This is a genomic window from Marinobacter sp. M-5 (assembly GCF_032911545.1).
GTDB lineage: Bacteria > Pseudomonadota > Gammaproteobacteria > Pseudomonadales > Oleiphilaceae > Marinobacter > Marinobacter goseongensis.
In genome coordinates, this window is the sequence record NZ_JAWJEK010000001.1 from 1,519,732 (window position 1) to 1,540,965 (window position 21,234).

Here is a 21,234-nt window from a genome sequence, read left to right on the forward strand (position 1 = left end):
TGGCTTGTGATCCACGAAAATGAGGCGCTTCTGAGGATACTTCGATCAGTCTGCTCCCTTAATAATCAGTATTCGGATTGCCCGACACAAATTCAAGGGCTTTGTGGCGGTAATGTGATCACATCCTGTGTATTGTCAGTATTGTTATGAAAACCCTGTCAGCGAGGGGTAACACGATTCAAGGATGCTCTATGTTTCAGGCATTACGAGTTCGGTGGCAGCGGTGGGTGAACCGCAGGATTCCCCGTACCGATAAACAGGTATTCAGCCAGCGCAATATTTTTATTCTGCCAACCGGTGCCGGCGTGGTGTTTGGTGTGTTGTTGCTGATCATGCTCATTACCGGCATTAACTACCAGAACAGCCTGATTTATCTGCTGACGTTCCTGCTGGGTGCCATCATGGTGGCCGCCATGCATCAGACCCACCGCAATCTCGCTGGCCTCGAGCTGACACTGGTGAAGACCGGGGAGGGGTTCGCCGGTGATTCTTTACCTTTTCATTTCCGGGCTGTTTCCGGGAAACACGATGCGGTCGCCATTTCTCTGTGTTCCGACGGTCACACACTGGACCAGCAACACGTCCCCGCCCGGCAGGCCGCCGACATGACGATCGCACTGGCCTGTCATCAGCGTGGTTATTTCCGGCCGGATCGTATTCGTGTCGAGACCCGGTTTCCGTTCGGACTTCTCAAAGCCTGGTCTTGGGTCAGGCCGGTGTCCTGCGCCATTGTCTACCCGCGGCCGGTGCCGGCGCCGGAAGCGCCCAGCACGGTAACTGACGGTGACGACCAGTCCAGCGCGCGCTCGGTAGAGGGTAACGATCATGCGGACATGCGCCCGTGGCGCGAAGGCGACCCGAGTCAGCGTGTGCTCTGGAAACGTTACGCCCGTTCCGGGCAGATGGTGATCGCAGATTGGGAAGGTGAGCAGGGCAGTCCCCATTGGCTGGATTTTCATGCTTTTCCGGGCGTGGACATGGATTTGCGCCTGAGTTATCTCACGGCTCAGGTGCTGGAGCGGGGGCGGAGCGGAGCGCCGTTTGGCCTGAACCTGCCAGGACAGATGATCGAGCCGGATACCGGACCGGCGCATGTCGCCCGGTGCCTGAAAAGTCTGGCGGTGCTCGGCATTGAAAAGCCGCGGGATGATTCCTCCGCGCCCTTCGGCACCCGGCAAACCGGAACCACGCAGGAATTTGCAGTGGGAGAATCCGGATAATGGCTTTGTCAGGCTTGGCTGCCACCAGCGGAATTCACGGCAATGCGCCGGCATTGCCGACGCGGGCGCTGCTCTGGTTGATAGCCAGCTTTGCGGTGTTACTGGTGCCTCAATGGGATCGGTTACCCATCTGGCTGGTGGTCACCTGTGTTGTGCTTGCGGGCTGGCGCTATATGGCACAGAGCGGTCGTGTCCGACTCCCCGGTAAATGGTTGAAAACGGGGATCATGCTGGTGGTTATCACGGTTTACGTCGGCACCGTCCAGGGTCGCTTTACCGTTGATACGGCGGCCTCGTTCTTTGTGCTGGCGGTCGGACTCAAGTGGCTCGAGACCCGTTCCAGGCGCGACTTTTACGTTCTGTTCTTCATTCTTGTGTACCTCGCAACAGTGAATTTCCTGTTTCACCAGCAAATCTACTGGGCGGTGCTTAATCTCTTTGCCGTCGGCCTGCTGCTGGTAGGCCTGCAGGTACTCAATGCGCCGGATCTCCCTGACACCATGGCGTCCGGTTGGCGCCGTTTGGGCATGATGCTCCTGAAAACCCTGCCCATTGTGATTCTCCTGTTTGTGTTCTTTCCACGCATGGCGCCGCTGTGGAGCGTCCCGATGGTGTCTGGACAGGCGCGCACGGGCATCAGCGACACCATGCGCCCCGGGGACATATCGAATCTGGCGCAAAGCAGTGAGCGTGCCTTTCGCGCCACCTTCGGGGAGGAGCTCCCGGCCTACCGTGATCGTTACTGGCGCGGCTTGATCCTGGATTACCTGGATGGAGAAACCTGGCGCCAGGGCCGTGAAGAGCCGTTCCGCCGACCCGGCCGCGTTGCTGTTGACGGCGGTGCGGGTGAGCTGGAGCGTGGTCAATACGATGTGCTGCTGGAACCCACGGACCAGACCTGGGCGTTCGCACTGGAAAACTCTGTTGCCGTTTCTGACAACGTGCTCAGCGCTGATGACTCGTTGTTCCGCTTCCGCCGGCCGGCAGATTCATCGGTCCGTTATCGGATGGAATTAGCGGCCGCCGAGGTCACACGGACGGACACGGCCGAACCTGACAACGTCAGGCGTTATCTGCAACTACCGTCAGAGGGGAACCCCCGCGCCCGCGATTTGGCGGAGGATCTGCGAGCGACCGCGGCGAGTGATCGCGAGGTGGTCAATGCGCTGATGTCAAAGTTCCGTGAGCAGGAATACTTTTACACCTTGCGCCCGCCGGCCATGCCGAACGATGGCGTCGATACCTTACTGTTCGACGAGAAGCGCGGGTTCTGTGCTCATTATGCCGGCGCCGCCACCTTCGTGTTCCGTGCCGCCGGAATTCCGTCACGGGTGGTTGTCGGTTATCAGGGGGGAGATCCCGGTGCCGATGACGAGTATCTGATCGTGCGCCAGTATGATGCCCATGCATGGGTGGAGGTATGGCTTCAGGGGCAGGGTTGGGTGCGGGTCGACCCTACCGCCGCCATCGCTCCGGACCGAATTGAGCTGGGCTTGCGGGATGCTGTGGCCGACGAAGGGTCGTTTCTGGAAAATGAATGGGCGTCCCCTCAGCGCTACGGTGATATTGCCGTCCTGCAGTGGGCTTCCCTCCAGGTTGACCGGATCAACTACCAGTGGCAGCGCTGGGTGGTAGGTTATCAGGGGCAGTCACAGATGGATCTGATGTCCCGTCTGCCAGGCGGCATGGGGCTCAAGGAACTTGGTTACGCCACGGCCGGCATCGTCGGGCTGGCGCTATTAATTGCCGGGCTGGTGTCCGCCTGGCAGGTTCGTGGCAGCGGGTCGCGCGATCCCATGGTCCGCCTGATCAGACAGTGGCACCGGTTGTGCGAGCGCAGCGGTATCCCGGTGCGGCAGGGGGAGACGCCCGTTCAGCTGGCACAACGAATCGGCGCGGCAAGGCCCGCCGCCAGCAACACGGCGCGATCTTTTGCCCGGCTGGTCAACAAGCATTACTATGGCAGCGAATCTGTGGCCCAACGTGATTCCCGGAATGCCATGAGGCGTTTGCTGTCGACGATGCGCCGGCAGCTTCAGCGTGATTCCGGGCAAGCCAATACAGCACGAAAAACGCCAGCAAGGTCAGAAGGTTGAATATAGACAGTTTATCAATGCCCTGGCTGAACGGGGCCTGGGCCAGCCTGCAGAAGCGATTTGATGAGAATCGGCTGCCGCACGCCCTGTTGGTCAACGGTGAGCGGGGTGTGGGTAAGCGCCTGTTCGCCGATGCCCTGGCGTCTTTGTTGATTTGCGATCAACCGGAAAAAGGTGGAGGCATCCTGGCCCGCCCCTGTGGTCGCTGCAAGCAATGCGAACTGGTGGCGGCGGGCACCCATCCTGATATACGGGTTTACACACCGGAAAAATCGCGGATGATCAAGATCGACCAGATTCGGGCCTTGTCGTCCTTTGCCGTAGCCTCACCGCAGGTCGGCCACCGTAAAATCGCCATTGTTGACCGCGCCGATCAACTCAACATCAACTCGGCCAACGCCCTGCTCAAAACGCTGGAAGAGCCCTCGGCTGATGTGGTGCTGATCCTGTTGCAGGAGAGCGGGCGCCCGGTGCTGCCTACCATCCGCTCCCGGTGTCAGTCCATGCTGATTCCCACTCCCGGGGAAGACGACGCGGCCCGCTGGCTGACGTCTCGGGTCATGGAACTGGAGGAAGATTCTCGCCCTGCTGCGGCAGAGTGCGTCAAAGCCCTGGCCATGGCCGCCAATGCGCCCAGACTTGCACTGGAATATCTCAACAGCGACTTTCTCGCGCAGCGTGACCAGGCTCTGGAGTGTTTCCGGCAATTCATGAAGGGCCAGATGACCGTTGGTGAGGCCGCAAAACCCTTCAAAACGCTGGGCCTGGATGCGGCGCTATGGCTTTTTGAGCGTTGGGCCGCCGATCTGGCGAGGCTGGGCGCCGGCGGACACGCCCTGGATTCGGACGCGGCGGACATGCTGGGATACCTTGCCAGAAACAATCCGCCATGGCGGGCCCATCAGTTACTGGACCAGATTCATGAAGCCCGTTCCGCGGCGGTATATAACGTGAATCCTGAGCTGGAGGCCGGGCGCCTTCTGATTGCCTGGCAAGGGCTGATGCCCGTCAAGAGGCGCGTGCCCGCCTGACCGTGCGGAGGCACAACAGAAAGAGCGTATTACAGTCACTGCTGCTATCATTGGGAAATATTGCGGAATTCGACAAATTCCCAACAACAAACAGATACATAGCCAGACAGAAGGTGTGAATTATGGGGCCCGGTTTCGGCGCACGAAGTGGCATTCTGACCCTCACTATCAAAGACAAGGCGGTGCTTTACGCCGCTTATATGCCCTATATCCGGCAGGGCGGGCTGTTTATACCGACGCAGAAACAGTATCAACTCGGTGACGAGGTGTTCCTGTTGTTGAACCTGATGGATGAGCCGGAAAAAATTCCGGTGGCTGGCAAGGTTATCTGGATCACCCCGAAAGGTGCCCAAGGAAACCGGGCAGCCGGTATTGGCGTACAGTTCAATGGTGATGACGAAACCGCCAGAACCAAAATAGAATCCTATCTGGCCGGTTCGCTGAGTTCTGACCGACCTACCCACACCATGTAACTGGAAGCCACTACCCATCCTTGATGACTGACACTGCTCTGAATCCCGAAGACACTGACACTGCGCCTTGTGAAGAGGTGACCTGGCCACTGCAGGATATTGAGCTGGCGGGGCTGCATTGGCCAGCGAAATACCCCACGGCAGGTGCCTGCCCCGTGCTGATGCTTCATGGCTGGCTGGACAACTGTCTGACCTTTGACCGACTGGCACCTTCCCTGGCTGAATCCCGGAATGTATTTGGTATCGACATGGCGGGTCATGGTCATTCCGGGCATCGCCCGTCCGGGCAGAGCTATCTGCTGATGGATTATGTCGCCGACCTCGCAGAGCTGATCGCGCAACATTTTGCCGAAGGGCCTGAAGGTCGGGTCGATCTGGTTGGTCACTCACTGGGTGGGATAGTCTGCGTCCTCTATGCCGCCGCATTCCCGGAACACGTGCGGAGCCTGGTGATGATCGACAGCCTGGGGCCGATCAGCCGGCCATCCGCCGACACCATTCCCCAACTGCGCAAAGCCATCAAAAAGCGGCTGGCCGGCTCCGGAAAACCGGTGGTTTACCCGGACACCCGCACCGCCGGCAAGGCCAGGGAGGGCGGTCTGAGTCCGCTCTCCACCGAGGCGGCCATGACCCTGATCCCCAGAAACATGAAAGCCGTTGACGGTGGTTACGTGTGGGGCACGGATCCAAGGCTGCGTCATCCGTCACCGATCATGCTGGAAGAAACCCAGGTGCTGGCCTCTCTGGCCAAACTGACGACTCGCGCCTTGTTCATTCGTGCAGAACACGGTTTGCTGGCCCAGCGTGAAGGCTGGCAACCCCGCCTGGACGCCATTCCCCACCTTGAGACCATCACCGTCGCCGGTGGGCACCATTGCCATCTTGATGGCGACGTTGAACCGGTCAATCACGCAATCAGGGCTTTTATTAACCATGACTCGTAACATCGCTATCCGTTTGGCCGGCGCCGTGCTGCTTCTGTTTCCTTTACTTGCATTGGCGGTCGAGCCCGATCCTGCAAGTATCCCCGAGGCCTTTGCCCAATCTTCTCTTGAGGCGGAAGTGCCGGTCGTGTCATCGGGACACCTGGTCCTGTTCAGTCCGGTGCGAGAAGTGAACAACCAGATTCGTTCCGATAAAATGGCACGAATTCCGGTTCGCGGCGTCGGCCAGCTTCACGAGATCTCCCGGGACTCCAGCCGGAGAGAGGCCCGTGAGCATTACCAGAGAGTGCTTCAGGCCCGAGGGGCTCAGGTATTGTTTGAGTGCAGCGGCCGCAGTTGCGGGCGCAGCAACGTGTGGGCAAACCAGATCTTCGACCAGGCGACTCTGTATGGTCGTGACGCCGATCAGGATTACCTGGTTGCGGCAGTGACGGACCCGTCTGGTAAGACCTGGCTGACCCTGGTGTACACCGTTACCCGTGGTAACCAGCGTGAATATGTCTGGATTGAGCATCTGGAAGCGGGTGAGGGTGCTGCGATACCCGGCCTGAATTCCGCCAATGCCCGAGTGCGCGGCCCGATCATCGTGCCTTGGCAGGGCGGTATAACCTATCGGTTTGACTGGAGCGCCAGCGACCGTCGTATGCTGAGCAACTGGATGGACGAGAAAGGCGCCAGGGCGACATTGACCGGGTATGCAACCCTGGGTGCTGATGAAGATCTGGATGACGCCCTGGCGCGTGCGGGAGAGGCGTTGGAGTCGCTGTCGCAAGTGCTCGACAAAACCGGCGTGTCCCGGGCGCGACAAACACTGATCAACGTCGGACCTGCGGTCATCATTCCATTACCTGAGCGGCAGGGCGACCGCATTGAAATCGTGGTAATCACGGGGCCAGACCAGTGAGTAACTCAAACGACAATCAATCGCCCGGGCCTCGCAATTCCGGGCAAGGCGGAGTCAGCGACGGCGCCTCAGCCATGGTGGAGAGCTCGGACCTGTCTGCTGCGGAAGCGGCGTCCAGTTTGGCGCGCAAGCCCACATTGCCCGGAAAAGGGAAAACCGTCGCGCTGACGCTTGGTAGCGGCGGGGCGCGTGGCTATGCTCATATCGGCGCTATTGAAATCCTGCAGGAGCGGGGTTACGACATCATTGCTATTTCCGGTTGCTCGATGGGTGCGTTGATCGGTGGCATGTACGCGTCGGGGAAAATGAAAGACTACAAGGATTGGGTCACTGGTCTCGGGCAGTTCGATGTGTTGAGGTTGCTGGATGTGACCTTCAACTCAGTGGGCGCTATCCGCGGCGAGAAGATTTTCTCCGTGGTGCGGGACATGCTGGGTGATACCAGGATAGAGGATTTGCCCATCGCCTTTACGGCGGTGGCAACCGACCTGCTGGCGCACAAGGAAATCTGGTTTCAGGAAGGGCCGCTTGATCAGGCGATTCGTGCATCAGTGGCGATTCCCGGCGTAGTGACGCCGCTGGTCCTCAACGGACGTGTGCTGGTAGACGGTGCGCTGCTGAACCCATTGCCGATCATTCCCACCATTTCTTCTCATGCCGATATGGTCGTTGCTGTGAACCTCAGCGGTGAGGATGATCGACGCAGACGGATTCCGGATGCCGCCTTCGGTGACGCCGGTGACGCGGATGAATGGGTCGACGTATTGCGAGACAAGGCGTCACGCTGGTTTGACTGGGATGCCTTGAAGACCCTCACCGGCAAGAAGAGCGGCCTGCCCAGCGACGACAGCGCTGAGGACAAAATCAGCAAGGCGGTGGAGAAAAATCAGTCCGAGAAACGCCAGCATGACAAACACAGTGTGGCCGTCAGCAAGGCAGCGGAAGAGGCCGAGCAGGCCCATGAAACGATTGACTGGGACAAGCTGGGCATTGGCAAGTTTGATGTGATGAACCTCACCATCGAAACCATGCAGAGCGCCCTGGTGCAATACAAGATCGCGGGTTATCCCCCGGATCTGCTGGTTAACGTTCCGAAAAACGCCTGCCGTGCCTACGACTATCATAAAGCGCCGGAACTGATTCAGCTCGGCCGCGAGCGCATGGCGGCAGCGCTGGATCGTTACGAGGAGAGCCGCACCAGCTCGGGACCGTTGGCACTCTGACTCAGCCGGTGGGGCTGCAGTGTGGCGAACAAACTGCGTATAATACCGGCCACTTTTGCACTCACGCACTTTGGCAGGAACCCGAACATTGTGACCAACCCCATTGACGAGCTTTACACCGTGCGGGATTACCTCCGGTATGTTTCCACGACGTTTTCCGCATCGCCTCTGTATTTCGGCCATGGCACCGATAACGTCTGGGATGAAGCCGTTCAGCTGGTGATGCGCACACTGAACCTGCCGCTGGAAAACAACACGCTGTTTCTGGACGCCCGGCTGATACTGGCAGAGCGGGAGTTGATCCTCCGTCGTATGCAGCGGCGTATCGAAGAGCGGGTGCCCATGGCCTATCTGCTGGGTGAGGCCTGGTTCATGGGCATGCCCTTTCACGTGGACGAACGGGTTCTGGTGCCACGGTCTCCCATCGGTGAGCTGATCGAGCGCGGTTTGCAGCCCTGGTTGGGTGAGGCGCCGGTGCAGCGTGTGCTGGATCTGTGCACTGGCAGTGGCTGTATCGGCATTGGTGCGGCAACCGTTTTTGACGAGGCGGAGGTGGACCTGGCGGATATTTCAGCGGATGCACTGGACGTGGCCGCCAGCAACATCGAGTTTCATGGTCTCCAGGATCGGGTCCGCACGGTAAAAGCGGACGTCTTCGACGGCGTTGAAGGTCGGTACGATGTTATCTTGAGCAATCCGCCCTATGTCGACGCCGAGGATCTTGCCAGCATGCCGGCCGAGTACCGTCATGAGCCGGAACTGGGTCTTGCAGCGGGCAGCGACGGTCTGGATATTGCTCACCGGATCATTGCCCATGCCGCGGACCATCTGAACCCGGGCGGCCTGTTGATCGTTGAGGTGGGCAATAGCTGGGTAGCCTTTGAGCAGGCGTACCCGGATTTGCCGTTTACCTGGCTGGAATTTGAAAACGGTGGTGACGGGGTCTTCCTGATCTACGGGGATGAGCTGCGTCAATGGCAGAGCAATTCCTGAGAATCTTTTTATAAAACCTGGATAAGATACTGAATCATGTCGGGAAACACATTCGGAAAATTGTTTACGGTTACCTCTTTTGGTGAGAGCCACGGGGCCGCGCTGGGTTGCATCATTGATGGCTGCCCTCCGGGCCTGGAGCTTTCCGAAGCCGATATGCAGCGGGATCTCGACCGCCGCAAGCCCGGCACCTCCCGTCACACCACGCAACGCCGCGAGGCGGATGAGGTCAGGATTCTTTCCGGGGTGTTCGAAGGTAAAACCACGGGCACGCCTATCGGCCTGGTGATCGAGAATACCGATCAACGCTCCAAGGACTATTCGAAAATCTCCGAGCAGTTCCGTCCGGCTCACGCCGATTACACCTACGCCCACAAGTATGGCGTTCGTGACTACCGGGGTGGCGGCCGCTCCTCGGCCCGGGAAACGGCAATGCGGGTGGCCGCAGGCGCGGTGGCCAGAAAGTTTTTAGAGCAGCGCCTGGGTATTACGGTTCGGGGTTATCTGTCACAGCTTGGGCCGATCAAAGCCGAAAAGTTTGATTGGGATCAGGTGCATCAGAATCCGTTCTTTTGCCCGGACGCGGACAAGGTCCCGGAAATGGAAGCCTACATGGATGCGCTCCGCAAGGAAGGCGATTCCATCGGAGCCCGCATCAATGTGGTTGCCGAAGGCGTACCGCCGGGCCTGGGTGAACCGATTTTTGATCGCCTTGATGCCGATCTCGCCCACGCCCTGATGAGCATCAACGCCGTCAAGGGTGTGGAGATCGGGGCCGGGTTCGACTGTATCGAGCAAAAAGGCACCGAGCACCGGGATGAGATGACGCCCGAGGGTTTTCTGTCGAACAGCGCGGGTGGCGTTCTGGGCGGTATTTCCTCCGGTCAGCCCATCGTTGCCAGCATCGCGCTGAAGCCGACGTCGAGCCTGCGGATACCTGGTCGCAGCATTGATGTGCACGGCAATCCGGTAGAGGTGATCACCACCGGGCGCCACGATCCGTGTGTGGGTATCCGGGCGACGCCGATTGCCGAGGCGATGATGGCCATCGTATTGATGGATCATTACCTTCGGCATCGTGGTCAGAACGGTGATGTCGTGGTACCCACGCCGGTACTCGGCCAGCTCTGACGGGCGCAGAGAGACCATTGTCTATTCACTGGCGGCTTTCCAACCTCTATTTCTGGTTCTTTGCCCTCCTCGGAGGGCTCCTTCCTTACTGGTCCCTCTATCTTGAAGGGCAGGGCTTTTCCTACCTTCAGATTGCCACCCTGATGGCCACCATTCAGCTCACCAAGATTGTTGCGCCCAGCGTCTGGGGCTGGCTTGGTGACCGCACCGGTCAACGGGTTCGATTGGTGCGTTTCGGAGCGATCACCGGTTCACTTTTTTTCGCTGGGGTGTTTCTGGAGCCCGGTTTTTATGGCCTGCTGCTGGTCATGCTGGCCTTTACCTTTTTCTGGAATGCCATCCTGCCGCTGTACGAGGTGATTACCCTCAGAGCGCTGGGGAAGCAAAAGGACCGGTATGGCAAGGTAAGGCTTTGGGGTTCTGTCGGATTTATCGGAGCGGTTGCACTGGTGGGTGGCATTCTGGAATGGATGCCCATTGAGGGTTTGCCCTGGTTGTTGCTGCCGGTGTTTGCGGGCATTGCGATCTCGGCATTTCTGGTGCCGTCCGAGCGTGGTGAGCGCAAACCCCCGGCGCCGAGGGGAAGCCTGAAAGCCATTCTTACGCATCCTGCGGTGGTGGCGTTCTTCCTGATGAATTTTCTGCTTCAGGTGTCCCACGGGGCCTACTACACCTTCTTCAGTATTCATCTTGAGCAGCACGGCTACGGCAAGCTGGCGATCGGCCTGCTGTGGTCGCTGGGTGTGTTGGCGGAGATCGGGCTGTTCCTGGTCATGCACCGTCTGACACGCCGCCTATCGGTCCGTCAGATCGCCATAGGGGCCCTGACATTGACCATGATTCGCTGGGTACTGATCGCTGAGCTCACCGATGTGGTTGCTGTGCTGGTGTTTGCCCAGCTGTTGCATGCGGCATCCTACGGCGCGTTGCATGCCATTTCGGTTCAGTATGTGCAGGGGTTTTTTGGCCAGCATCACCACGGCCAGGGTCAGGCACTGTACAGCGGGTTAACGTTTGGCGCCGGCGGAGCGCTGGGTGCCTGGATGTCCGGCTTTCTGGTGGAAGGGTTCAGCACCTCAGCAGCCTTCTGGGGCGGCGCGGCCGCCATGCTTGTTGCAATTGTGATCACCTGGCGCGGGTTGCGGCCACCGCCGTCAGACGGTGACACCAGCCCGCCGTGACGGCTATGGAAGCGGGTGCTCCTGTGCCCGCACAACCTCAATAAGAGCCCGCGCAGCACCCGAAAGCTGGCGTCCCGACAACCCGACGGCGCCCAACACCCGCGTGACCGGAAAGCCGAGATCCAGCCGTCGCACGCTCTCGTCCACCATGCTCAGTGGCAGTACGCTCCAGCCCAGGCCTACGCTGGTCATCATCTTGATGGTCTCAAGGTAATTGGTGGGCATCTGCGGGTGCAGAGGCAGGTTGGCTTCCAGAAACAAGCGGCTGACCACCCGGTAAGTGGCCGTTGTGGTATCAGGCAGCAACGCCGAATGCCTGGCCAGGTCAGCGAGCGTGGGTGCGTCAAGGTCAGCCAGGGCATGCTCCGGACCCGCAACAAACGCCATCGGATCCGACCACTGCTCATACACCGAGTAATGGCCCGCCATGCTGTCACTCAGAGTGACAAAAGCAAGCTCCGCGTTACGCTTGCGCATCTGCTCGTAGGCCGCGTCGGACTCCATGAACTGCAGGCTTAGCGATACCCCGGGAAAGTCACGGGTGAAGCGCCGTAACCAGTTAGGCAAGTGGTGAAGCCCGATATGGTGACTGGCGATGATGTGCAGTTCCCCCTCGACCGTTGCAGAGTCTGGCGACAGCGCCACCCGGGCGTTATGAATCTCGTCCAGAATTTTGCGGGCGTGGGGCAACAAGCGGGCACCCGCGCTTGTCAGGCGGATCTGGCGGTGGCTGCGGTCTATCAGCGGCGAGCTCAACTGGTTTTCCAGGGTTGCCAGGCGCTTGGAAATTGCAGGCTGGGTCAGGTGCAGGATCTCGGCAGCCTCGGAGAATGAACCCTGATCGACGATGGTCAGGAACGCTTTGAGTAAGTTGGCATCCATGGCTCCGCTCCGGTGATGTTCTGCGTGGTTGGTCAGGCAGTGCTGTGATCCCAAAATAAGGTATGCCAAAAAGGAATGCAAAGAATAAAAAACATGAATTGAGGTTATTCATGCAAAGGCGGTAAACTGTTCCCAGATACGCGGTACACAGCAACCCCCAGAGAGTGAGAGAAAATCATGGCGGGCAAGACCTTATACGACAAATTGTGGAACGACCATCTCGTCAAACAGCGTGATGACGGCTCGGCGCTGATCTACATCGACCGGCAACTGCTTCACGAAGTAACGTCGCCCCAGGCCTTCGAGGGTTTGCGCATTGCGGGTCGTAAACCGTGGCGTCTTGATGCCAATCTCGCCACACCGGACCACAACGTGCCCACCACTGACCGCGCCCGGGGCATCGACGGCATTGTCGACCCGGTGTCCCGTATTCAGGTGGAAACACTGGACAGGAACTGCGACGAATTCGGCATTCTTGAATTCAAGATTCTGGATCAGCGCCAGGGCATCGTTCACGTGATCGGGCCGGAGCAGGGCGCGACACTGCCGGGTATGAGCATTGTCTGCGGCGACTCCCACACCTCGACTCACGGCGCCTTCGGGTGTCTGGCCCACGGCATTGGCACCAGCGAGGTCGAACACGTTCTGGCCACCCAGTGTCTGGTGCAGCAGAAAATGAAGAACATGCTGGTAAAAGTGTCCGGCAAGCTTGGCGCCGGCGTCACCGGCAAGGACGTGGTGCTGGCCATTATCGGCAAAATCGGTACCGCTGGCGGAACCGGCTATGCCATCGAGTTTGGTGGTGAAGCCATCCAGGGCCTGAGCATGGAAGGCCGCATGACTATCTGCAACATGTCCATTGAGGCGGGAGCGCGGGTTGGCATGGTGGCCGTGGATGACACCACCATCGCGTATGTCAGGGATCGTCCGTTCTCACCCACAGGGGAAGCCTGGGATGCCGCCGTTGATTACTGGCGCACGCTGCACAGCGATGACGACGCCGCGTTCGACAAAGTGGTCGAACTGAACGGTGCCGATATCCAGCCACAGGTCAGCTGGGGTACGTCTCCGGAAATGGTCGCCGGCATTGACGGCCATGTGCCCGACCCGGCGAAGGAAACCGATCCGATCAAGCGCGAGGGCATCGTTCGTGCCCTGAAATACATGGGCCTGGCGCCCAATCAGGCGATCACCGATATCAAGCTGGATCGGGTGTTTATTGGATCCTGCACCAACAGCCGTATCGAAGATCTCCGTGAGGCAGCGGCCGTGGTGAAAGGTCGTAAAGTGTCCCCATCGCTGAAGCAGGCGATGGTGGTGCCGGGTTCCGGGCTGGTCAAGGCTCAGGCAGAACAGGAAGGGCTCGACAGGATCTTTATCGAAGCGGGTCTGGAGTGGCGTGACCCGGGCTGTTCCATGTGTCTGGCCATGAACGCCGACAAGCTGGGGCAGGGTGAGCATTGCGCGTCCACCTCAAATCGCAACTTCGAAGGCCGTCAGGGCTTTGGCGGTCGCACCCATCTGGTCAGCCCCGCTATGGCGGCAGCCGCCGCGGTATCCGGCCATTTTGTTGATGTTCGTGAACTGACCCACTGAGCCACAGGAGAGAACCATGCGCGCTTTTACGCAACACCGGGGCCTCGTTGCTCCCATGGACCGTTCCAACGTGGACACGGACATGATCATTCCCAAGCAATTTCTGAAGTCCATCAAGCGCACCGGATTCGGCCCGAACCTGTTTGATGAGCTGCGCTACCTGGATGAGGGCAAACCTGATCAGGATTGCTCCCAGCGTCCGGTGAATCCGGATTTTGTACTGAATCAGGACCGCTACAAGAACGCCAGTGTGCTGCTGGCCCGTAGCAATTTCGGATGTGGTTCCAGCCGGGAGCACGCCCCCTGGGCCCTGGACGATTACGGCTTTCGGGTGATCATCGCGCCGAGTTTTGCCGACATCTTCTACAATAATTGCTTCAAGAATGGCTTGTTACCCATTGTTCTTGATGTAAAAGTGGTTGATCAGTTATTCCGTGAAGCTGAAGTCGAAGAGGGTTATCAGCTGGCGGTGGATCTTGAGGCAAAGACGGTAACCACGCCCTCCGGTGAATCCTTCGGGTTCGACGTGGACGATTTTCGTCGCCATTGCCTGCTGAACGGGCTGGACGACATCGGTGTCACGCTGGAGGATGCGGACCTGATCAAATCCTATGAAGACAGCCGTCGCAAAACCGCTCCCTGGTTATTCGGCGCTGGTCACTGAATCTGACAATTTACTGAATCTGCAAGGAACGGCTATGTCCAGAACAATTCTGATGCTGCCCGGTGATGGTATTGGTCCTGAAATCGTCGCTGAAGCCGAGAAAGTGCTCCACAAAATCAATGAAACGTTTGATCTTGGCCTGATCTTCGAGGGCGGTCTTGTAGGTGGTGCAGCCATTGACGAAACCGACAGCCCCCTGCCGGATGAGACGCTGGAAAAGGCCCGCAAGGCGGACGCGATCCTCCTCGGCGCGGTCGGCGGCCCCCAGTGGGACAGTCTGCCCATGGCAAAGCGCCCGGAAAAGGGGTTGCTGGGCCTGCGCTCAAATCTGGAGTTGTTTGCCAATCTGCGGCCGGCCATTCTGTACCCGCAACTGGCGTCAGCATCCTCGCTGAAACCGGAGGTGGTGTCAGGGCTGGATATTATGATTGTGCGCGAGCTCACCGGCGGTATTTACTTCGGCCAGCCGCGCGGCGTGCGGGAACTGGAGAGTGGTGAGCGCCAGGGTTACAACACCTATGCCTATACCGAATCCGAGATCCGCCGGATTGGCCGGGTGGCTTTCGAGGCGGCCCAGCAGCGTGGCAAGAAACTCTGCTCGGTCGACAAGGCGAATGTGCTTGAAGTGACCGTACTCTGGCGGGAAGTGATGAACGATCTGCGCCGCGAGTACCCGGACGTGGAACTGTCCCATATGTATGTGGACAACGCCGCCATGCAGCTGGTTCGCGCCCCCAAGCAGTTCGATGTGATTGTGACTGGCAACATGTTTGGTGATATTCTTTCCGACGAAGCGGCGATGCTCACCGGTTCGATTGGCATGTTGCCGTCTGCGTCGCTGAACTCGGACAAACAGGGCATGTATGAGCCGTGTCACGGTTCCGCGCCGGACATCGCCGGGCAGGGTATCGCTAATCCGCTGGCGACCATTCTCAGTGCGGCGATGATGCTGAGGTACAGCCTCGGCGAAGAGAAAGCGGCAGATGCCATAGAAGCGGCCGTCAGCAAGGTACTGGATCAGGGGTTGCGCACTGCGGACATCATGTCCGAGGGCGCCCGCAAAGTGTCCACCCGTGAAATGGGTGAGGCGGTTCTGGCGGCACTCTGATAACAGCTCCGGTAATGCGAATCTGAGACCCGACGGTAACAGGATGCGGTTACCGCGGGATCATCCATCCTGTCCCTGCCAGCGATAACTGCAGAGGGCGGGCATAAAATGAGGTTCAAAGGTCGCACATGAAGCGAGTTGGACTTGTAGGTTGGCGTGGCATGGTGGGCTCAGTCCTCATGCAGCGCATGCGTAAAGAAAACGATTTTGCCGATATCGAACCGGTCTTTTTTACCACGTCCCAGGCGGGTAAGCCGGCTCCCGATGTGGGCAAAGAAGGCGTTCCGCCTCTCCAGAACGCGTTCGACATCGACATTCTCAAAACCATGGACGTGATCGTGACCTGTCAGGGTGGCGACTACACCGGCGAGGTCTACCAGAAGCTGCGCGACGCAGATTGGCAAGGCTACTGGATTGATGCCGCCTCCACACTGCGGATGGTGGATCACTCCGTCATTGTTCTGGACCCGGTCAATCGCAATGTGATTGATGCCGCGCTGGACAAAGGCGTGAAGGATTATGTCGGCGGCAACTGCACCGTGAGTCTGATGATGCTGGCGCTAGGCGGTTTGCTGGAGCAGGATCTGATCGAGTGGGTATCTCCCATGACCTATCAGGCGGCCTCCGGTTCCGGCGCGCAGAACATGCGTGAACTGTTGAATCAGATGGGTGAGCTCAACAAGAGTGTCCAGAGCGAACTGGATAATCCGTCGTCCGCCATCCTCGAAATCGACCGCAAGGTTACCGACACCATGCGTTCTGCGGATTTCCCGACCGAGCACTTCCAGGTCCCCCTGGCGGGGAGCCTGATTCCGTTTATCGACAAACAACTCGATAACGGTATGAGCAAGGAAGAGTGGAAAGCCGGGGTCGAGACCAACAAGATCCTCGGTCGCTCCGATCATCCGATCCCGATTGACGGCATCTGCGTGCGGATAGGCGCCATGCGCTCCCACAGCCAGGCATTGACCATCAAGCTGAAGAAGGATCTGCCGGTCGCAGAGATCGAATCGATCCTCGCCAAAGCCAATGATTGGGTCAAAGTCATTCCCAATGAACGCGATGCGACCATTGAAGAGCTGACCCCGGCGAAGGTGACCGGTACATTGAGCGTGCCCATCGGCCGTATTCGAAAGCTGTCCATGGGGCCGGAATACATTTCCGCGTTCACCGTAGGCGATCAACTACTGTGGGGTGCTGCTGAACCGCTGCGCCGCATGCTCCGGATCCTTCAGGAGCGTTAAAAATTGTTACACGGGGGCGTTAAATGCCAACTGTGTCCGGTTTCGGCAAACCGGCAAGGGGGCGGAGGCTGATTTCAGCCCCCGCCCCTGTTATTTTCAAGAACGCTAAGCAGTTCCGCGCGATTGATAAAAAAATGGTGCAAGGATTGCTGCTGATCGATTGATAAAAGGGGTTTTATCAACAATACTTGCCCAACTGAAGCTTAATAAGCTGACATAATAACGAGAATTATCCAGACGGAAGTCATCCAACCTCGTCCGATTCTGTTTGAAAAAGCAGTAACGAATAACGGAGACTGGAAAGGAATAAGCATGAAGGTACGCAAGCTGGCGGTTGCCCTGGCTCTGGCGGGAGGGCTCGGTTCGGGAGTCGCACAGGCCCTGGGGCTGGGTGAAATTGAATTGCAGTCCTATCTCAATGAGCCTCTGGACGCGGATATCAATCTGCGTAAAAGCCAGGGGGTCGATCCCGGCGATGTGTTCGTCAATATCGCCTCTGAGAACGACTATCAACGGGTCGGTATCGACCGGAACACATTCCTTACCAAGCTTCAATTCGAGGTGACGACCAGCCGTGATGGCGGTCTGATCGTCAACGTGACGTCGCGGGAACCCTTGCGGGAGCCATACCTCAATTTTCTGCTGGAGGTGACCTGGCCGAGTGGCAGGTTGATGCGCGAATACTCGGTATTGGTTGATCCGCCCGTCTACGCGGAAGAGTCCGGCATCGAAGAGCGAGTGTCTGCACCTGCGACGCGAACCGAGACCTCGACAACCCAGCGTCAGGAGCCTTTTGGCGCCTCCGGCCGGGATGGCGACACCCGTGCTTCGTCCGGTTCCGCTGCAAGAACGTTCGGTCCCACCAATTCTTCCGACACACTCTGGAAAATTGCGGCCAATGTGCGTCCGGATGACAGTGTCTCGATGCAACAGGCCATGCTGGCCATCCAGGATCTGAATCCGGGTGCGTTCATCGATGGCAACATCAACCGCCTCAAACGGGGCGAAGTGTTGCGTCTTCCGGACATGGACCAGATGCGCAGTCGCAGCGCTGCCGAGGCTACCCGCCTGGTGGCGGCTCAGAATGAAGCCTTCTCCAGTCCCCGGCCCGCCGTTGACGCAACCGAATCCGCTTCTGCTCCTGCAGAGGCAGCCGCGCAGGCTCCCTCCGGTGACGAGTTGCGTCTCATCGCTGAAGACGACTCCGGCTCTCGCTCGTCCGAAGATGGCGGCTCCGCCGGTGGCGATGGCCAGACAGCCGGTGGCGTTGATGCCGGCTCTGCCGTTGCGATGGAAGAACTGGAGAGTGCGCGGCGTGAAAATGATGAGTTGAACAGCCGTGTCGACGATCTGCAGGATCAGGTGGAAACTCTTCAGCGCCTGCTGGAGCTGAAAGACAGCCAGCTCGCAGAGATGCAGCAGATGGGCGCCGACGAAACGCCCGAGGCAGACATGCCCACTGCGGGTGACGATTCGCCGGAAGCAGCGATGACCGGTGGCGAATCCGCTATGGAAGACGACCAGGCCCCTCAAGGTGATGGGGATGCGATCGCACCTGAAGCCGATGCATCACCGGACGAGTCAGGCCAGGACGGCGCGACGACTGGCGAAGAGCAGCCCAGTGCTGATGAGGCCATGGCCGACAGTGAGGGTAACGAGACCGATGTCGAGGAGCCGCCTGTTGCCGTCGAAGGCAGCGAATCCGTCAGCGAAGCAGAGAGCGCCCTGGTTGCTGATGACATCGAGGCGCCGGAACAGGCCGCTGAACCTGCCGAGCAGCCCGAGGCCGAAGAGCAGCCCGCGGTTCCGGCTCAGCAGCCGGAAAAAGGGTTCCCGGGCAACATCATCGATGCGATCACCGGCAATTCTCTGTATCAGCTTGCTCTGGGTGGCGGCCTGGTAATCCTGTTGCTGCTGTTGCTGCTTCTGGCTCGCCGCAACGCGAATCGGGAAAAGGCATTCTATGAGCAGTTGAACGGTGAGGTTGACGACAGCACAGACTCGTTCGACCTGACACTTGATGATGAAGATACCGTTGACGTTGGCGCAGACGAGCCGATGGCCGAGGCTGAAACCTACATCGCCTACGGGCAGATGGACAAGGCGGCCGAAACTCTGGAATCCGCCATTTCCCGAGAGCCAAGCCGTACTGATTTCCGGCTGAAACTGCTGGGCGTCTACGCCGACACGCAGGATCGCGAGTCTTTTGAAAAGCAGTTCCGCGAAATCGAAGCCCTGAACGACGAACAGGCTACCGAAGAAGCGACTGCGCTGCGCGATCGTCTGGAAGAAGCCGAGGCGATGCCCAGTATTGATGACCTGGAATCCCAGCTTCGGTCCGATTCCTTCCCCAGTGACGACAAGCCATCTACGGATGCACCCGCTGAGCAGGAAGGCCATCTGATGGATGAGGCGCTTTCGGATCAGTTTGAAACCAGGCCTGAAGAGACCTCGGCCGAGGAGTTCGGGGAGCTCGATACCGATTTCGCTGATTTTGATCTCAGCGACGAGGCGTTGGAAGACTCCAGGCCCGGAGAAGAGGCGGCTGACAGTGACATGATCGAATACGATCTGTCGAGCCTGGAATCTGGTGACGAGAACGAGACCGTCGAGGATGACGCGCTCACGACCGGGGAAACTCGAATCGCGGGTGACCACGCCGCCGATGCCACCGGTGAGGCAGTGGACGAGGACGACCTCAGCTTTGATTTTGACTCGTCGGATTTCGACGCCAAACCCGAGCCGGCCACCAGCGACGCGGATAATGATTCGGGAGAGCTGGATCTGGACGAGTTCGAAAGTCTGGATACCGAATCCGACAGCCGGGATACAGAATCCGATCTGACCAATGACCGCGGTGCCGAAGAATCCGAAGACGCGGTAACGCCGTCTGATGCAGGCGAGGACGTGGGAGATCTGGACGAATCTTTCCTGGACGAGCTGGACGCAGAACTCGATAAAGTCGCGGGTGAGGAAACTGAGTCTTCCGGCAGTGAGGAGTCTTCATTGGACGATCTTGAACTCGACGTGTCCGAAGAAGATCTCGCCCTGATGGAAGAGTTTGCGGACTCGAGTGATTCGGCCAATCCGGAAACGTCCGAGCCGGGGGTTTCTCTTGATGAAGAGCTGGACCTGGAGGATAACCTGGTGGATAAAAGCAGCGAGTCGCCAGAAGAGCTGTCGGCGGAAGCCGAGAACCTGGAGGGTGTCGAGGGCCTTGATGAAGAGTTGTCAGACCTTGACGTCGACGGCCCTGAGGCCGGGGAAGACGCAGAGCCGCCGCTGGCATCCGATGCTGTCGACAAGAGCGCGCGTCGCAGTGTTGTGGATGAGATCGACGAGTCAGAACTCGGCGATGACGACGACTTCGACTTCCTTGCGGGCACGGATGAGGCAGCCACCAAGCTGGACCTTGCCAGGGCTTACATCGAGATGGGTGATGTCGATGGCGCCCGTGACATTCTCGAGGAAGTAGCACTTGAAGGTAATGACGAGCAGAAGACCGAAGCTCAGGATCTTCTTAAAAATCTCTCCTGATTCGTTATAATCAGGTTCAGTGTGTTCATCGCGCCGGCTCCCGGGTTCATTCCCGGCCAGAGCCGGCGTTTTGTTTTATACCCATGGTCAGTCGGATTATCTCTTGTTCCTGAACCCCCAAGCGCTTACCACGGACAATGCCATTGGCGACGGTCGCGTTGCTCTGGCATTGGAATACGATGGCCGGTCGTTTCATGGCTGGCAGCTCCAGAAGTCGGGCGTGCGTTCCGTTGAAGCCGAGCTGAATCGTGCCGTTGCTCGTGTGGCGGACCATCCGGTCGATCTGGTTTGTGCCGGCCGGACCGATGCTGCCGTTCATGCCAGCTACCAGATCGTGCATTTCGACACACCCTCTGTGCGCAATCTGCGTTCGTGGGTGATGGGGATCAACACGGCGTTGCCGGATGATATTGCGGTGCACTGGGCCGGGCATGGAGTCGGAGATTTTCATGCGCGCTTTTCCGCAACGTATCGCCGCTACCGATATGTGATTTACAACAGTCCTGTGAGGCCGGGCATCCAGCGTGGGCAGGTGAGCTGGACCTATAGGCCACTGGACTCGGAACGCATGCATGAGGCCGCACAGGCCCTCAGTGGTGAGCATGATTTTTCTTCGTTTCGTGCGGCCGGCTGTCAATCCCGCTCTCCCAACCGCTTCATGGAGCGGATCTCGGTAACCCGAAATGGGGATTTTGTCGTAATTGATGTGCAGGCAAACGCGTTCCTGCACCATATGGTCAGGAACATTGCCGGCGCCCTGATGGCCGTTGGCAGTGGTGCGCGACCTGTGACCTGGATTCGTGAGATACTTGAAACCAGAGATCGAAAGGCGGCGGGTGTAACGGCACCCCCTTTCGGGTTGTACCTGGTGGATGTGGGGTACCCCGAACGTTTTGCAATTCCGTCCGCGCTGTGTGGCCCGGGGTTCGTTCGCCCCTGGTTCCAGCATGACGAGAACGCACCCAGGCTGCCAACATGGACTCACCGACCGAACTGACTCCAGGCTT

The 21,234-nt window shown here is 58.8% G+C and carries 18 protein-coding genes; 17 read left to right on the top strand and 1 reads right to left on the bottom strand.

The features are described from left to right. The first annotated feature begins 191 nt into the window (after positions 1-191). From R0125_RS06940 to R0125_RS06985, 10 genes are all read left to right on the top strand, one after another. The gene (locus tag R0125_RS06940; RefSeq protein ID WP_248181104.1) at positions 192-1,220 is read left to right on the top strand and encodes a DUF58 domain-containing protein; all 1,029 of its coding nucleotides are present in this window, start codon (positions 192-194) and stop codon (positions 1,218-1,220) included. Continuing rightward, the gene (locus R0125_RS06945; protein WP_317237649.1) at positions 1,220-3,316 is read left to right on the top strand and encodes a DUF3488 and transglutaminase-like domain-containing protein; all 2,097 of its coding nucleotides are present in this window, start codon (positions 1,220-1,222) and stop codon (positions 3,314-3,316) included. Before R0125_RS06940 ends, R0125_RS06945 begins: the two co-directional genes overlap by 1 nt. A 17-nt stretch (positions 3,317-3,333) precedes the next feature. Beyond that, positions 3,334-4,347: a DNA polymerase III subunit delta' gene (holB, locus tag R0125_RS06950; protein WP_317237650.1), complete on the top strand. Its 1,014-nt coding sequence runs from the start codon at positions 3,334-3,336 to the stop codon at positions 4,345-4,347. 122 nt (positions 4,348-4,469) lie between these two features. After that, positions 4,470-4,820: a PilZ domain-containing protein gene (locus R0125_RS06955; RefSeq protein ID WP_008171779.1), complete on the top strand. Its 351-nt coding sequence runs from the start codon at positions 4,470-4,472 to the stop codon at positions 4,818-4,820. A 23-nt stretch (positions 4,821-4,843) separates the two neighbouring features. Further along, positions 4,844-5,764, top strand: coding sequence for an alpha/beta hydrolase (locus R0125_RS06960; RefSeq protein ID WP_317237653.1), 921 nt, complete (start codon positions 4,844-4,846; stop codon positions 5,762-5,764). After that, positions 5,754-6,668, top strand: a complete 915-nt coding sequence (locus R0125_RS06965; protein WP_317237654.1) for a DUF4892 domain-containing protein — start codon at positions 5,754-5,756, stop codon at positions 6,666-6,668. Before R0125_RS06960 ends, R0125_RS06965 begins: the two co-directional genes overlap by 11 nt. Before the next feature lie 74 nt (positions 6,669-6,742). After that, a complete protein-coding gene (locus R0125_RS06970) occupies positions 6,743-7,891 on the top strand; it encodes a patatin-like phospholipase family protein (RefSeq protein ID WP_317237969.1) in 1,149 nt (382 codons plus the stop codon). Positions 7,892-7,981: 90 nt separating this feature from the next. Further along, on the top strand, positions 7,982-8,884 hold the full coding sequence (prmB, locus tag R0125_RS06975) for a 50S ribosomal protein L3 N(5)-glutamine methyltransferase (protein WP_317237655.1): 903 nt from the start codon (positions 7,982-7,984) through the stop codon (positions 8,882-8,884). A gap of 36 nt (positions 8,885-8,920) precedes the next feature. Continuing rightward, a complete protein-coding gene (gene aroC, locus R0125_RS06980; protein WP_248181109.1) occupies positions 8,921-10,015 on the top strand; it encodes a chorismate synthase in 1,095 nt (364 codons plus the stop codon). Positions 10,016-10,032: 17 nt separating this feature from the next. Beyond that, entirely contained in the window at positions 10,033-11,196 is a 1,164-nt protein-coding gene (locus R0125_RS06985; protein WP_317237656.1) for an MFS transporter, read from the top strand. A gap of 3 nt (positions 11,197-11,199) precedes the next feature. Here the strand turns inward: R0125_RS06985 and R0125_RS06990 are convergent, their stop codons facing one another. Beyond that, the gene (locus R0125_RS06990; RefSeq protein ID WP_317237657.1) at positions 11,200-12,078 is read right to left on the bottom strand and encodes a LysR family transcriptional regulator; all 879 of its coding nucleotides are present in this window, start codon (positions 12,076-12,078) and stop codon (positions 11,200-11,202) included. 177 nt (positions 12,079-12,255) lie between these two features. On the opposite strand from R0125_RS06990, the gene leuC reads away from it, so the two are divergent. The 7 genes from leuC (at position 12,256) to truA (ending at position 21,224) form a co-directional block, all read left to right on the top strand. Then, on the top strand, positions 12,256-13,674 hold the full coding sequence (gene leuC, locus R0125_RS06995) for a 3-isopropylmalate dehydratase large subunit (RefSeq protein WP_248181112.1): 1,419 nt from the start codon (positions 12,256-12,258) through the stop codon (positions 13,672-13,674). 16 nt (positions 13,675-13,690) lie between these two features. Continuing rightward, positions 13,691-14,338: a 3-isopropylmalate dehydratase small subunit gene (gene leuD, locus R0125_RS07000; RefSeq protein WP_248181113.1), complete on the top strand. Its 648-nt coding sequence runs from the start codon at positions 13,691-13,693 to the stop codon at positions 14,336-14,338. Between the two features lie 34 nt (positions 14,339-14,372). Next, on the top strand, positions 14,373-15,446 hold the full coding sequence (leuB, locus tag R0125_RS07005) for a 3-isopropylmalate dehydrogenase (RefSeq protein WP_248181114.1): 1,074 nt from the start codon (positions 14,373-14,375) through the stop codon (positions 15,444-15,446). A 128-nt stretch (positions 15,447-15,574) separates the two neighbouring features. Further along, positions 15,575-16,690: an aspartate-semialdehyde dehydrogenase gene (gene asd / locus R0125_RS07010; RefSeq protein ID WP_317237659.1), complete on the top strand. Its 1,116-nt coding sequence runs from the start codon at positions 15,575-15,577 to the stop codon at positions 16,688-16,690. 23 nt (positions 16,691-16,713) lie between these two features. Beyond that, entirely contained in the window at positions 16,714-16,854 is a 141-nt protein-coding gene (locus tag R0125_RS07015) for a hypothetical protein (RefSeq protein WP_317237661.1), read from the top strand. Positions 16,855-17,002: 148 nt separating this feature from the next. Further along, positions 17,003-20,227, top strand: coding sequence for a FimV/HubP family polar landmark protein (locus R0125_RS07020; RefSeq protein ID WP_317237662.1), 3,225 nt, complete (start codon positions 17,003-17,005; stop codon positions 20,225-20,227). Positions 20,228-20,330: 103 nt separating this feature from the next. Further along, complete coding sequence (gene truA / locus R0125_RS07025) at positions 20,331-21,224, top strand: tRNA pseudouridine(38-40) synthase TruA (RefSeq protein ID WP_248181118.1); 894 nt, start codon at positions 20,331-20,333, stop codon at positions 21,222-21,224. Positions 21,225-21,234: the final 10 nt, after the last annotated feature.